Origin of the sequence: Streptomyces sp. SID5464, assembly GCF_009862985.1 — a bacterium.
GTDB classification, from domain to species: domain Bacteria; phylum Actinomycetota; class Actinomycetes; order Streptomycetales; family Streptomycetaceae; genus Streptomyces; species Streptomyces chartreusis_D.
In genome coordinates this window covers 14,031-27,566 of the sequence record NZ_WWIQ01000005.1, presented here as the reverse complement: position 1 = coordinate 27,566, position 13,536 = coordinate 14,031, and the positions used below count along the sequence as shown (strand labels likewise).

Genomic DNA, 13,536 nt, shown 5'->3' with positions numbered 1-13,536 from the left:
AACCGAATCGAAAGGCCCTCCGTGTCCCCGACGCCCGCCCGCATCATCGCGGTCGACACGCACGACATCCGCTTCCCCACCTCGCGCGAGCTCGACGGCTCCGACGCGATGAACCCGGACCCCGACTACTCGGCGGCCTACGTTGTCCTGCGCACGGACGCGGCCGACGGGCACGAGGGGCACGGATTCGCCTTCACCATCGGGCGGGGCAACGAGGTGCAGGTCGCAGCGATCGACGCGCTGCGCGGACACCTGATCGACCGCTCCGTCGACGACCTGTGCGCCGACCCGTCCACCCTGAACCGCGACCTGATCGGCGACAGCCAGCTGCGCTGGCTCGGACCCGAGAAGGGCGTGATGCACATGGCGATCGGCGCGGTCGTCAACGCGGTGTGGGACCTGGCCGGCAAGCGCGCCGGCCTGCCGCTGTGGCGGCTGCTCGCCGAGGCCGAACCCGAATGGCTGGTCCGCCAGGTCGACTTCCGCTACCTCACCGACGCCCTCACCCCCGAGGAGGCCCTGACCCTGCTGCGCCACGGCAGACAGGGCGCCGAGCAGCGCACGGCCCGGCTGCTGGAGCGCGGCTACCCCGCCTACACCACCTCACCCGGCTGGCTCGGCTACGACGACGACAAGCTCACCCGGCTCGCGGCCCGGGCCGTCGCCGACGGCTTCCGGCAGATCAAGCTCAAGGTCGGCGCCGACCTCGACGACGACATCCGCCGCTGCCGCGTCGCCCGGTCCGTCATCGGCCCGGACGTCCGCATGGCCGTCGACGCCAACCAGCGCTGGGACGTCGAGGAGGCGATCCGCTGGACCAAGGCCCTCGCCGAGTTCGACCCCTACTGGATCGAGGAACCCACCAGCCCCGACGACATCCTCGGCCACGCGGCGATCCGCCGTGCCGTCGCCCCCGTGAAGGTCGCCACCGGCGAGCACGTGCACAACCGGATCGTCTTCAAGCAGCTCCTCCAGGCCGGCGCGCTGGACGTCGTCCAGATCGACGCGGCCCGCGTGGGCGGCGTCCCCGAGAACCTCGCGATCCTGCTGCTCGCGGCCAAGTTCGGCGTCCCGGTCTGCCCGCACGCGGGCGGCGTGGGCCTGTGCGAACTCGTCCAGCACCTGTCGATGTTCGACTACGTGGCCGTGGCCGGAACCACCGAGGACCGCGTCATCGAATACGTCGACCATCTGCACGCCCACTTCCTCGACCCGGTCGTCATCAGCGAAGGTCATTACACGGCACCCACCGCGCCGGGCTTCTCGGCCGCCATGCGGCCCGAGTCGCTGGCGCGGTACACCTACCCGGGCGGCGAGTTCTGGGCCGCCGACCTCGACAAGCAGAAGAAGGGTCGGGCTGCATGAGCGACTTCGAGGGCATCAGGGCCCTGGTGACGGGCGGCGCCTCCGGCATCGGCCGGGCGACCGCGGAACTCCTGGCCGAGCGCGGCGCCCAGGTCGCCGTCCTCGACCTGGACCCGTCACCGGTCGACAAGCCGCTGCTGGCCTACCGCGCGGACGTCACCGACGACGCGTCCGTGCGCGAGGCCGTCGCGGCGGCGGTCGCCGACCTCGGCGGGCTGGACGTCCTGGTCAACAACGCGGGCACCGGCGCCCAGGGCACCGTCGAGGACAACTCCGACGACGACTGGCACCGCGTCTACGACGTCAACGTCGTCGGCATGGTCCGCACCACCCGCGCCTGCCTGCCCCACCTGCGCGCCTCCGCGCACGCGTCGATCGTCAACACCTGCTCCATCGCGGCCACCGCGGGCCTGCCGCAACGCGCCCTGTACAGCGCCACCAAGGGCGCCGTGTACGCGCTGACCCTCGCCATGGCCGCCGACCACGTGCGCGAGGGCATCCGCGTCAACTGCGTCAACCCGGGCACGGTCGACACGCCATGGGTCGGCCGCCTCCTCGACGCCGCGCCCGACCCGGCCGCCGAACGCGCCGCTCTGCAGGCCCGCCAGCCCACCGGCCGCCTGGTCGGCGCCGACGAGGTCGCGGGCGCCATCGCCTACCTGGCGAGCCCCCTGTCCGGCGCCACCACGGGCACCTCGCTCGCCGTCGACGGCGGCATGCAGGGCCTGCGGCTGCGCCCGGTGACCCGGTGAACCGGCTCGGCGGCAGCGGCGTCGAGGTCAGCGCCCTGTCCTTCGGCGCGGCCGCGATCGGCAACCTGTACACCGAGGTCGGCGAGGCACAGGCCCACGAGGCCGTGGAGGCCGCCTGGCAGCGGGGCATCCGCTACTTCGACACCGCCCCGCACTACGGCCTCGGCCTGTCCGAGCGCCGCCTCGGCGCCGCCCTGCGCGACCACCCCCGCGAGCAGTACACGATCTCCACCAAGGTGGGCCGCCGCCTGGAGCCCGCGGACGGCACCGGCGACGACCTGGCCAACGGCTTCGCCGTGCCCGCCGCCCACCGGCGCGTCTGGGACTTCAGCGCCGACGGCATCCGCCGCACCCTGGAGTCCAGCCTGGAACGCCTGGGCCTCGACCGGGTCGACGTCGTCTACCTCCACGACCCGGACGAGCACGCCGAGTGGGCCTTCCGCGAGGGTTACCCGGCGCTGGAGAAGCTCCGCTCGGAAGGCGTGGTCGGGGCGATCGGCGCCGGGATGAACCAGGCGGAGATGCTCACCCGCTTCGTCCGCGACACCGACGTCGACGTGGTGCTGTGCGCCGGCCGCTACACCCTGCTGGACCAGAGCGCCCTCACCGGCCTGCTGCCCGCCGCCCACGAACGCGGAACGTCCGTCGTCATCGGCGGCGCCTTCAACTCCGGCCTGCTGGCGAACCCGCAGCCGGGCGCGAAGTACAACTACACCGTCGCACCCTCCGACCTGGTCCAGCGGGCGCTGCGCCTGAAGTCCGTCGCCCACCGCCACGGCACCACGCTGCGCGCCGCCGCCCTGGCCTTCTGCGCCGCCCACCCGGCCGTCGCGAGCGTCCTCGTCGGAGCCCGCTCGGCGCACGAAGTCCGCGACTGCGCCCACCAGTTCGCCGCCCGCGTGCCCGCCGGGTTCTGGCAGGACCTGCGCGCCAAGGGCCTGCTGCCCGCGGACGCCCCCGTCCCCGCCGAGGAGTCGCCCGAGGCGCCGGCCAAGGAGCCGTCATGAGAGTCGCCCTGCACACCAAGGTCCGCGCCGACCGGATCGCCGCCTACGAAGCCGCCCACCGAGAGGTGCCCGAGGAGCTCACCGACGCCATCCGCGCCGCCGGCGCCACCTCCTGGACGATCTGGCGCAGCGGCACCGACCTGTTCCACGTCCTGGAGTGCGAGGACTACGCCCGTCTCCTCGCCGAGCTGGAGAAACTGCCGGTCAACGTCGCCTGGCAGGCGCGGATGGCCGAACTGCTGGAGGTGGTGCACGACTACTCCGGCGAGGGCGCGGACGCCGGCCTGCCCGTGGTCTGGGAGCTGCCGGCATGACAGTGGTCGACGCCCACCACCACGTCTGGGACCTGTCCGTGCGGGACCAGGACTGGATCGCGGAAGGCAGCCCGATCCGGCGTGATTTCACGGTGCAGGATCTGGCGGCCGAGGCCCGCGCGGCGGGCGTCGACCGCACCGTCCTCGTCCAGACCGTCACCGTGCCCGAGGAGACACCGGAGTTCCTGGCCCTGGCCGAGGGTCACGAGCTGATCGCCGGGGTCGTCGGCTGGACCGACCTCACCCGCCCCGACGTGGCCGACGAGCTGGCCCGGCTGCGCGAACTGCCCGGCGGGCGGTACCTCAAGGGCATCCGGCACCAGGTCCAGGGGGAGCCGGATCCCAAGTGGCTGCTGCGTCCGGACGTACGCCGGGGCCTGGCCGCCGTGGCCGACGCCGGGCTGGTGTACGACCTGGTCGTGCTGCCCCACCAGCTCCCGGCCTGCGCCAAGGCGGCCGCATCCCTTCCTCGGCTCACCTTCGTCCTGGACCACTTGGGCAAGCCGCCCATCGCCTCCGGCGCCCTCGAACCCTGGGCGTCCGGCCTCCGCGCCCTCGCCGCGCTGCCCCACACCGTCTGCAAGCTCTCCGGCATGGTCACCGAAGCCGACCTCGCGTCCTGGACGATCGACGACCTGCGCCCGTACGCCGACGTCGTGCTGGAGGCCTTCGGCCCTGACCGCCTGATGTTCGGCTCGGACTGGCCGGTGTGCACCCTCGCGGCGACCTATGGCGACATCCTGGACGCCACACGCCGGCTGACCGACCCGCGGGACCACGCGCAGATCTTCGAGGCGACCGCCACCCGCGTCTACGACCTCTGAGCGGTCGCCGCCAGCCGCGTCGGCGGCAGGTACTCCCGTACGTACGTCCGCTCCCAGCACGCGCCCGTCTCCCGCAGCTCGCGCCAGGTCGTGTAGCGGTAACGGAACAGGCGGGCGCGCACGTACCGCGGGGGCCCGTCCGGCGGGAACGGGGAACGGCGCAGCAGCTTCAGGGTGTCGCGGTCGTTCTCCAGCAACCGCTCCACCAGGGCGCCGAACCACGAGCCGGCGTACGCGGGGGAGAGGGCCGCGAACCACATCATCCAGTCGAGCCGCAGATGGTACGGCGCGAACTGGCGCGGCCAGCGCCGGGGATCACCGGGCTTGCCCTTGAACTCGTACTCCCGCCAGTCCGAGTCCTCGCGCGGTACGTCGTCGGCCGTGCCCTCGACGACCACCTCGTAGCGGACCCGGCCGACGCTGCCGAACGCCCCGTAGGTGTTGACCAGATGGAGCGGGTCGAAGGAGCGGTTCATGATCTGGCGCCGGGAGATCATGTTGCGGACCGGGTGGTAGCTGAGCCCCACCAGCAGCGCGGCGACCGCGAGGACCACGACCTCGTACCAGAGCGGCGCGTCGGGCACCGACGGCGGATCGCCCGGGAACTCCACCGCCGACAGGGCCAGCACGATCGTGATCCAGTTCAGCCAGGAGAAGTTGCCCGACAGCACCAGCCACAGCTGGGTGACGATCATCAGCGCGGCGGCGGCCGTCGCGACCGGCTGCGGGGTGAACAGCAGGAAGGGCACCACGAGTTGCGTGAAGTGGTTCGCGGCCACCTCGACCCGGTGCAGGGGCTTGGGCAGATGGTGGAAGAACCAGCTCAGCGGGCCCGGCATCGGCTGCGTCTCGTGATGGTGGTCCAGGCACGTCAGCTTCCGCCAGCACTCGTCGCCGCGCATCTTGATCAGCCCCGCGCCGAACTCCACGCGGAACAGGATCCACCGCAGCAGGAACAGCACGACCAAGGGCGGCGCCACCTCGTCGTTGCCGAGGAACACCGCCAGGAAGCCGACCTCCAGCAGCAGTGACTCCCAGCCGAACGAGTACCAGGTCTGCCCGACGTTGACGATCGACAGGTACAGCGCCCAGGGCACCAGCCACAGCAGCATGCCGCCCCACAGGGGCAGCAGTGAGTCGAGCCCGGCCAGCAGCGCAGCCGACACCGCGCAGCCCGCCCACGCGCAGACAGCGAAGAAAGGGTCCGAGTAGTGCAACTGGAACAGGCTCGGCGCCCGCTTGAACGGCACCCGCTCGACGAACCGCGGCACCGGCAGCATGCCGCGCTGCCCGATCAGCGCGCGGAACTGCAGCGCGGCCGTCAGGAAGCCGACGAGGTAGACGGCGGCCAGCGCCCGCTGGAAGACCAGCCGGCTCAGCCAGTAGTCGGATGCGGTGAACCAGTCCACGGCCGTCCGTTCCTCCCAGTGCGGCGCCGGACCCGGGTGTCACGCTCTGCGTACCACCGCTCCGGTTGCGTAACCCGAGTGAGCGAAGCAAACAATAGTGACGCGTTGCCGCATATGTGACGAAGTGATCTGGAGGGCGAGGTGCGGACACCTACCGGGACCTTCGTCACGGCCTGCGCGCTCTTTGCGGCGCTCCTCCTCTCGGGCTGCGGCGGCGATGGCGACGCCGCAGGAGCGGACGGGGCCCTCTTCCTCCAGCCGGCCGCGGCCCAGGGGCCGAACCCCTTCACGGACTCCACGGCCACCACGACGGTTACCCCGTCCCCCACACCACGAACGCCTGCGACGGTCAGCCCGGGCGGCGCCGCCCGGGTCTCCGCCGGCCTGAGCGGCCTGCGCTCGCTCTCCGGCGGAACACCCGGCCTGTACGGCGGGACCGAGCGGACCGGCAGCTGCGACGTCGCCCGGCAGATCGGCCACCTCACCCGCGAACCGGCGAGGACGCGCGCCTTCGCCCGGGTCGCGGGCGTCTCCCCGGCGTCCGTCCCGGACCACCTGCGCGGACTCACCCCGGTGGTGCTGCGCGCCGACACCCGCGTCACCGACCACGGCTTCCGCGCCGGCCGGGCCGTCGGCCGTCAGGCCGTCCTCCAGGCGGGCACCGCCGTGCTGGTCGACGACCGGGGCGTGCCGCGCGTCCGGTGCGCCTGCGGCAACCCGCTCCGCCCGCCGGTGACGCCGAGCGGCACGCCGCACACCGAGGGCACCCCCTGGCCCGGCTACCGGCCCGGCCGGGTCGTCGTCGTGACCCCGGCCCCGCAGGTGATCACCACCTTCACGATCGTCGACGCCGCCACCCGCAGGTGGATCGAACGGCGCACCGGCCACGACGTACGCCACGACCGGGCCCTGCCTCCACCGGTCTGGGCGACCAACCCCCCGGCGCCGACGCCGGCGCCGTCCGAGCCACCGGCCGCCGTCCCGCGCGAGCCCCTCGTCCCGCGCGAGCCCGGCGGCACGTCGCCCGAGTCCGGTGTCTCCCCGCGCCTGGACAGCGCGTCCTCTTGGGACACGAGCTCCCCGAGTGACGTGAGCCCTCCGGTCACCGCCATGGACCCACCACCGGCCGACGGCGCCGGCCCGCTGCCCGACGAAGCGTCCCCCGAAGACTTCGGCGGCCCCGACGTCGACGAGGTCGGCCCCGACGCCGTGCCGGACGGCCCCGATCCGCCCGACGGAGCCGGGCTGATTCCCGACGACCGGGCCGCCGACAGCATCCTCGGCAGCCCCACGGACGTCTTCGGTAACTGAGGGCCGGTTCGGCGGAGCGGCCCGTAAACTCAGCACATCCGGTCGAAGAATCGGACGAATCCTGGCAAGGTGGGCCCATGGCTGATCGGGGAGCGAGCGCCCTGTCCCTCCCGGACGACTGGCCCGCCCACCCGGACCGGATCCTCGCGCTCAACCGGATGGGCAGCTTCGACTGGGATCTGGACACCGGCCTGATGCAGATGGACGCCCAGGCCCACGACATCTTCGACGTGCGCCCCGAGGAGTACGATTACCATCCCCGAACGCTCTCCAAGCGCGTCCCGCCCGGCGAGGCCCGGCGCCTGGACACCGCGGTCTCCCAGGCACTGAAGGACGGCAGCGAGAACTACGGCGCCTACTTCCGCATCCGCCGCCGCGACGGCTCCCTGCGCTGGACCCACACCCAGGGCTACATCCGGCGCGACGAAACCGGACGGCCCCGCCGCATCATCGGCATCGTCCGGGACGCCACCCAGGAACTCGCCGAGAGCGAGGCCCGCAGCGACCAGGCCGCCCAGGACGAGGCCCGCCGGCAGCAGACCAGCGTCGTCGAACTCACCACGGCCGCCCTCGCCCACGCCCGCACCGTCCAGGACGTCATCGACGCCCTCAAGGACACCCACGGCCTCACCCACCTGGGCGCCACCAGCCTGGTCATGGGCCTGGTCGAGGCCGGCCGCATCCGCCTGGTCGCCGAGGGACCCTCGGACAGCTTCGTGCCCGGCACCCGCATCACCCGGATCGACGAGCCCTACCCGATGAGCGAGGCCGTACGCACCCTCGGCCCCTGCTTCATCGAGTCGCCGGAGGAGTTCGCCGAGCGCTACCCGATCCTCTGGCCGCACATCACCGACCTGAACATCACGTCGGCCGCCTATCTGCCGCTCATCGTCCAGGCACAGCCGATCGGCGCGATGGGCCTGCTCTACAGCGACCGGCGCGGCTTCACCCCCGAGGAGCGCAACATCCTCGTCGCCCTCGGCAGCAGCATCGCGCAGAGCCTCCAGCGGGCCATGTTCTACGAGCAGGAGATGGACCTGGCGCAGGGTCTCCAGCAGGCCATGCTGCCCCGGACCATCCCGAGCGTGCCCGGGGCCGACGTCGCCGTCCGCTACCGCGCCGCCACCATCGGCGGCTCCGTCGGCCGGGACATCGGCGGCGACTGGTACGACCTGATCCCGCTGCCCGGCGGCCGGGTCGGCGCCGTCATCGGCGACGTCCAGGGACACGACACGCACGCGGCCGCGGTCATGGGCCAGTTGCGCATCGTGCTGCGCGCCTACGCCGCCGAGGGGCACACCCCGGCCACCGTGATGGCCCGCGCCTCCGTCTTCCTGCACGAACTCGACACCGACCGCTCCGCGACCTGCCTCTACGCGGAGGCCGACCTGTCCACCGGCGTGCTCCAGATGGTCCGGGCCGGTCACATCGATCCGCTCGTGCGGCACACCGACGGCTCCTGCCGCCGTGTCACCGTCCCGGGCGGCCTGCCGCTCGGCCTGTCCGCCGAGTTCGGCCGCCTCGACTACCCGGTGAGCACCGTGGAGCTGGACCCGGGCGAGACCCTGCTGCTGTGCACCGACGGCCTGGTGGAGCAACCCGGCGCCGACCTCGACGACGGTATGCGCACCCTCACCGCGCTCGTCGCCACCGGCCCCGACGACGTACGGGACCTCGCCGACCGGCTCATCGACGTGGCCGCCGAACGCGGCGGCGACGACGACGTGGCGCTGCTCCTGCTGCGCCGGCGAGGCCCGGACAGCCCGCGGTCCGGGCAGCGGCTCCAGCGCCACGTCGCCCCCGGCGACCCGGCGGCCCTGGCCGAGGCCCGGCACATGATCCGCACCGCGGTCGGCGTCTGGGGAGCACGAGAGCGCGCCGACGACATCGAACTCGTCGCCGACGAACTGATCACCAACGCCCTGATGCACACCGAGGGCTCCGCGATCGTCACCCTGCGGGCCCTCACCGGCTCCGAGCGCAGGCTGCGCGTCGAGGTCGAGGACTCCTCCAGCGCCCTGCCACGCCGCCGTGAGGCGGGCGAGTCGGGCGTCTCCGGACGGGGCCTGCTGCTGGTCGAGCTGCTCACCGACGTGTGGGGCGTGGAGGCACGCGGCGGCGGCAAGGCCGTGTGGTGCGAGTTCGTGGTGCCCGACCGCGCATGACCCCACGTGGCACTCTGGACGTATGCCGGAACTCCCCGAGGTCGAGGCGCTCAAGGACTTCCTCACCGAGCACCTCGTCGGTCACGAGATCGTGCGGGTGCTGCCCGTCGCGATCAGCGTCCTGAAGACGTACGACCCGCCCCTGTCCGCGCTGGAGGGCCACGAGGTCGCCACCGTACGCCGGTACGGCAAGTTCCTCGACGTCGGGACCGCGGACGGCCCGCACTTCGTGACGCACCTGGCCCGCGCCGGCTGGCTGCACTGGAAGGACCGCCTGCCCGACGGCCCGCCCCGCCCCGGCAAGGGCCCCCTCGCGCTGCGCGTGGCCCTGGAGACCGGCGCCGGCTTCGACCTGACCGAGGCCGGCACCCAGAAGCGGCTCGCGGTGTACGTCGTGGCGGACCCGCAGGAGGTCCAGGGCATCGCCCGGCTCGGCCCGGACCCGCTGGCCGACGACTTCGACGAGCGGCGCCTCGCGGAGCTGCTGGCCGGTGAACGGCGGCAGCTCAAGGGCGCGTTGCGCGACCAGGGCCTGATCGCGGGCGTGGGCAACGCCTACAGCGACGAGATCCTGCACGCGGCGAGGATGTCGCCCTTCAAGCTGGCCGCGTCCCTGAGCGAGGAGGAGACCGGGCGGCTGTACGCGGCCCTGCGCGACACGCTCACCGAGGCGGTCGAACGCTCCCGGGGCGTTGCGGCCGGCAGGCTGAAGGCCGAGAAGAGGAGCGGCCTGCGCGTGCACGGCCGCACCGGCGAGCCCTGCCCGGTGTGCGGCGACACCATCCGAGAGGTGTCCTTCAGCGACTCCTCGCTCCAGTACTGCCCGACCTGCCAGACGGGCGGCAAACCGCTGGCGGACCGCAGGATGTCCCGGCTGCTGAAGTGACCCGGCCCCGCCCTCACCGGGGCGGGGGCGACCACTCGAACATGAGGATGGTCGCGTCGTCCCGCAGCCGGCTGGTGGACGAGTCGAGGATGGAGTGGATGAGGCGCCGCAGCGTCTCGGGCGCCAGCTCGCCCGCGGCCGTCGCCCGGATGATGTAGTCGGCGAACTTCTCCAGCCCGAACTCCGCGCCGTCGGGCCCCCTGGCCTCGGTGACCCCGTCGGTGTACATCAGGACCCGGTCACCCGGCTTCAGCGGGATCTCGTGCGTCTGCCGTCGCCGCGCGGCGAGCAGCGAGGGCAGCCCCATCGGCGGTTCCGGCTCGCGCCGCATGGCGTCGACGAGCAGCCGCTGGTCGCGGATGAGCAGCGGGGTGGGATGGCCGCAGTTGCTCCACCGCAGCGTCCCGGAGGCCAGGTCCAGCTGGGCCAGGACGCCCGTGCAGAACTGGTCGGGCAGCCAGCGCGCCAGCGCGTCGTCGACGCGCTCCACGAGCTCGGGCAGGTCCGCTCCGGTCCGCCGGGCGTTGCGGCACGCGGCCAGCGACACGGCCGTGGTGAGCCCGGAGGCGAGGTCGTGTCCCATGGCGTCGAGGACCGTGGCGTGCAGGGTCGTCTCCGTCAGGGAGTGGTCGAAGGCGTCGCCGCCGATCTCGTAGGCCGGCTCCAGCACGGCCGTCGACACGACGTGCCCGGTGCCGATCGTGCGGGGCGGCAGGAAGGCCCGCAGCATCTCGGCGGGCAGGGCCATCGGGTTCGTGCGCGTGCGCCGGACGAAGGAGTCCTGGTACGCCCGGGCCGACGTGATCATCATGGCGAGCAGGGTGGCGAGCGCCCTGCCGCGGCGCAGGACGGCAGGCGTCAGCGAGGGCGCCTGCACGGCGAGGACACCGAGGCGTTCCGCGCCGTCCACGAGGGGGAACCAGGCCGTCATGCCGCCGGACCCGGACTCCTGCACGCGCAGGGACTGGGTGCGGTAGGTCCAGCCCGCGAGCGAGTCGTCGACGAGCAGGGGCGGGGTGGTGTCGTCGAGCGGGACGAGCCGGCGCTGCTGGATGTCGGCGAGGTAGACCACGGAGTGCTGGAGGCCCAGGGCCTTGGTGCAGCGGGCGGCCGCGGTCGTCAGGTCCAGCGCCGGGGTCCGAGGATCGGCGAGGAACTCCTCCAGGTGACCGTCGCCGGTCTCTGCCGTCGCCACCTCGTCTCCCCTCGCCGGGACCGCGGGCACCCGGGGCCCGCCGGGTGTGTCGTCCAGCAGTCTCACACCGGGTCGCACGGGGTGCCCGGCGACCGGGGCGGACGGACGACAGAGCCGTTGCGGACCGGCCTCACTGCGGCTGGAGTCTCACCAGGACCTCTCCGGACGCCGAGCGGACCTCGTAGCGGGCGGTCTCGTCGGGATGCTTGGAGGAGCTGGCCATCATGGTGCTGGGGTGGGTGTCGTGCCCGGGCCCGTGCCAGCTGGTCGCGGTCTCCTCGGTGCCGTCACGGCCGACGATGACCAGGTGGCAGGGGCGGGGGCCGGCCGCGTCCTTCACCTTCAGCTCGAGCTGGCTGCCCGAGGCCTTGTCCTCCACCGTGACCTGGGCCCAGACACCCGACCGCGCGTCGGTCGCCGCGATCCGCACCGGCTCCTCGGCGCTGCCCTGCGCCATCATCGCGACCCCCGGTACCGAGACGGCGAACACCACCGACGCGGCCAGGGTGAACAGCATGCGCCTGCGTCCGGCCCGGCGCCGCGTCGCCACCTCGGCCAGCAGCCGGTCCAGCATGCGAGGCCCGGGCTGCGCCATCGGGTGCACCAACCGTGGCGTCGCCCGCCGGTACAGCATCAACTGCCGTGTGGTCGGGCCGAATTCCGTCACCTCTGCGGCGCACCGAGGGCACTCCATGAGGTGGTCCTCGAAGCGGAAGGCCTCCGCCTCGTCCAGCACGCCGAGCGCGTAGGCGCCGACGTCGCGATGCCTTTCCAGGGACCTCATGCCGAATCCTCGTGCCGTTGGGTGCGGGTGGGGTTACTCCTTGCTCCCACCGGTACGGACCAGGCAGCGGAATCACTCAAGCCGGTGACACAATCGCAACCAAAGGATTCGGAGCCCTCCGGCCCGCGGATTGGTCCGGGGCCGCAGAAATCTAAAAAAGGTGGATGGCGAGGTGTCCCAGCGGCAGTCCGAGCTGCCAGGCGGGCGTCCAGACCTTCGGTCCCTCGTCCTCCCCGACCACCGGAGCACCGCCCGGCACCGCGTTCAGGTCGGGCGCGAGCAGCTCCGTCTCCTGGAGCCAGCGCCAGGCCGCCTCCGCCAGGTCCAGGTCCGGCGCGGGCCCGCCCGACGGAGCGGCCCCGGCGGCGAGCTCGGCCAGCCGCTCGCGCACCCACTCCTGCCACGGCTGGTCGTACGCCGTCAGTGACAGCCACGTCTCCAACTGCGTGACGACCCGGATGCCGGACAGCTCTCCCTCGGTGTCGGAGAGGAAGATGGTCAGCGCCAGGGCATCCCGCCCCGCGCGGAACTCGAAGGACGTCGGCGGCATCAGATCGCCGGTCCGCAGCAGCTCGTCGGCGATGTACTCGGCATACAACCACGCCATGGGGACGGTCAGTTCACCGTCGGCGCCGTCCGTGCCCTCTTCGCTTCTGTGCAGCATCCCTTCCTGCCTTCCTCCGGTACGTGCGCGTCGCCCGACACCGGGCCCCGGGGCACTGACCGCCCCATCCGGAACACGGATGGGAACAGCCGATTACTCAACCGGGGTCCTCAGCAAGGCGCTTTACGGAGGTTTGACTCGGCCATTGGTTTCAGCGCAGGTCGGCGGCGTATCCCGGAAGCACCCGGCGCAGGGCGCGCAGCGCGTAGTACGCGCGGGACTTCACCGTACCGGGCGGGATCCCGAGGGTCTCCGCGGCTTCCGCCACACTCGCCCCCTGGAAGTACACGAGCACCAGGACTTCACGGTGTTCCGGAGTGAGTGTCTTCACAGCCTGGCGGACATCGAGCATCGCCGCGGCGCGCTCGGCGTGGTCGGAGATGACCCGCGCGTTCTCCAGCACCGCATCGCCGACCTCGGCCGGACGCGCCTGCCGGGCTCGCCGGGCGTCGATCGCGAGTCGCCGCCCGACGGTCATCAGCCAGGGCCGTACGGAGTCGAAGTCGTCGGCGCGCAGGGCCTCGGGGTGCTGCCAGGCACGCACCAGCGTCTCCTGCACCAGGTCCTCCGCGCGCTGCCGGTCGCCGTCGCAGAGCCGGAGCAGGAGCGCGAAGAGGGGCCGGCCGTGCTCCCGCTGCAGTGCGGCGAGCTCGTGCTCGGCGGTCGTCCCGTTCGTGAGAGTGGATCCGGCCGTCATGGCCGTATGCCACCGCAGGGCGCAGTCGGGGGACAGGGCACGTACTCGCCTGTGCGGCGGACGGTCGATCGCGTCGACGAACGGTTCGACGAACGGTCACGGCGCCCGGCCATGTGGGTGCCGGACGGGCTGATGAGCGTGTCGGAGCCGCGTGGCGCGCCGT

At 72.8% G+C, this 13,536-nt stretch carries 13 protein-coding genes; 8 read left to right on the top strand and 5 right to left on the bottom strand.

Annotated elements, in window-relative coordinates:
• Positions 1–21 precede the first annotated feature (21 nt).
• Genes GTY47_RS05060 through GTY47_RS05040 form a run of 5 tightly spaced genes read left to right on the top strand, consistent with a single transcriptional unit; the run spans position 22 to position 4,262 of the window.
• Positions 22–1,365: an L-fuconate dehydratase gene (locus GTY47_RS05060; RefSeq protein ID WP_010037303.1), complete on the top strand. Its 1,344-nt coding sequence runs from the start codon at positions 22–24 to the stop codon at positions 1,363–1,365.
• Positions 1,362–2,117, top strand: a complete 756-nt coding sequence (locus GTY47_RS05055) for an SDR family oxidoreductase (RefSeq protein WP_010037302.1) — start codon at positions 1,362–1,364, stop codon at positions 2,115–2,117. The genes GTY47_RS05060 and GTY47_RS05055 overlap by 4 nt, the downstream gene beginning before the upstream one ends.
• Positions 2,114–3,124, top strand: a complete 1,011-nt coding sequence (locus tag GTY47_RS05050) for an aldo/keto reductase (RefSeq protein WP_010037301.1) — start codon at positions 2,114–2,116, stop codon at positions 3,122–3,124. The genes GTY47_RS05055 and GTY47_RS05050 overlap by 4 nt, the downstream gene beginning before the upstream one ends.
• Complete coding sequence (locus tag GTY47_RS05045) at positions 3,121–3,438, top strand: L-rhamnose mutarotase (RefSeq protein ID WP_010037299.1); 318 nt, start codon at positions 3,121–3,123, stop codon at positions 3,436–3,438. The genes GTY47_RS05050 and GTY47_RS05045 overlap by 4 nt, the downstream gene beginning before the upstream one ends.
• Positions 3,435–4,262, top strand: a complete 828-nt coding sequence (locus tag GTY47_RS05040) for an amidohydrolase family protein (protein ID WP_010037296.1) — start codon at positions 3,435–3,437, stop codon at positions 4,260–4,262. Before GTY47_RS05045 ends, GTY47_RS05040 begins: the two co-directional genes overlap by 4 nt.
• Here GTY47_RS05040 and GTY47_RS05035 read toward each other — a convergent pair.
• Positions 4,250–5,671 (bottom strand): lipase maturation factor family protein, encoded by a 1,422-nt coding sequence (locus GTY47_RS05035; RefSeq protein ID WP_010037294.1) that lies wholly within the window; start codon positions 5,669–5,671, stop codon positions 4,250–4,252. The two genes, GTY47_RS05040 and GTY47_RS05035, sit on opposite strands and share 13 nt — an antisense overlap.
• 141 nt (positions 5,672–5,812) lie before the next feature.
• Here GTY47_RS05035 and GTY47_RS05030 point away from each other — a divergent pair, with 141 nt between their 5' ends.
• The 3 genes from GTY47_RS05030 to GTY47_RS05020 all read left to right on the top strand — a co-directional run bounded on the left by GTY47_RS05030 (position 5,813) and on the right by GTY47_RS05020 (position 10,033).
• On the top strand, positions 5,813–6,982 hold the full coding sequence (locus GTY47_RS05030; RefSeq protein ID WP_010037291.1) for a DUF6777 domain-containing protein: 1,170 nt from the start codon (positions 5,813–5,815) through the stop codon (positions 6,980–6,982).
• A gap of 77 nt (positions 6,983–7,059) precedes the next feature.
• On the top strand, positions 7,060–9,147 hold the full coding sequence (locus GTY47_RS05025; protein ID WP_010037289.1) for a SpoIIE family protein phosphatase: 2,088 nt from the start codon (positions 7,060–7,062) through the stop codon (positions 9,145–9,147).
• 22 nt (positions 9,148–9,169) lie between these two features.
• Entirely contained in the window at positions 9,170–10,033 is an 864-nt protein-coding gene (locus GTY47_RS05020) for a DNA-formamidopyrimidine glycosylase family protein (RefSeq protein ID WP_010037288.1), read from the top strand.
• Positions 10,034–10,046: 13 nt separating this feature from the next.
• Here the strand turns inward: GTY47_RS05020 and GTY47_RS05015 are convergent, their stop codons facing one another.
• The 4 genes from GTY47_RS05015 to GTY47_RS05000 form a co-directional block, all read right to left on the bottom strand.
• Positions 10,047–11,228 carry a PP2C family protein-serine/threonine phosphatase gene (locus tag GTY47_RS05015; protein WP_010037287.1) on the bottom strand — a complete coding sequence of 394 codons (1,182 nt, stop codon included), beginning with the start codon at positions 11,226–11,228 and terminating at the stop codon, positions 10,047–10,049.
• Between the two features lie 130 nt (positions 11,229–11,358).
• Positions 11,359–12,012, bottom strand: coding sequence for a zf-HC2 domain-containing protein (locus tag GTY47_RS05010; RefSeq protein WP_010037285.1), 654 nt, complete (start codon positions 12,010–12,012; stop codon positions 11,359–11,361).
• A gap of 151 nt (positions 12,013–12,163) precedes the next feature.
• Positions 12,164–12,676 (bottom strand): hypothetical protein, encoded by a 513-nt coding sequence (locus tag GTY47_RS05005; protein ID WP_010037283.1) that lies wholly within the window; start codon positions 12,674–12,676, stop codon positions 12,164–12,166.
• Between the two features lie 151 nt (positions 12,677–12,827).
• On the bottom strand, positions 12,828–13,373 hold the full coding sequence (locus GTY47_RS05000) for a sigma-70 family RNA polymerase sigma factor (RefSeq protein WP_010037282.1): 546 nt from the start codon (positions 13,371–13,373) through the stop codon (positions 12,828–12,830).
• Positions 13,374–13,536 lie beyond the last annotated feature (163 nt).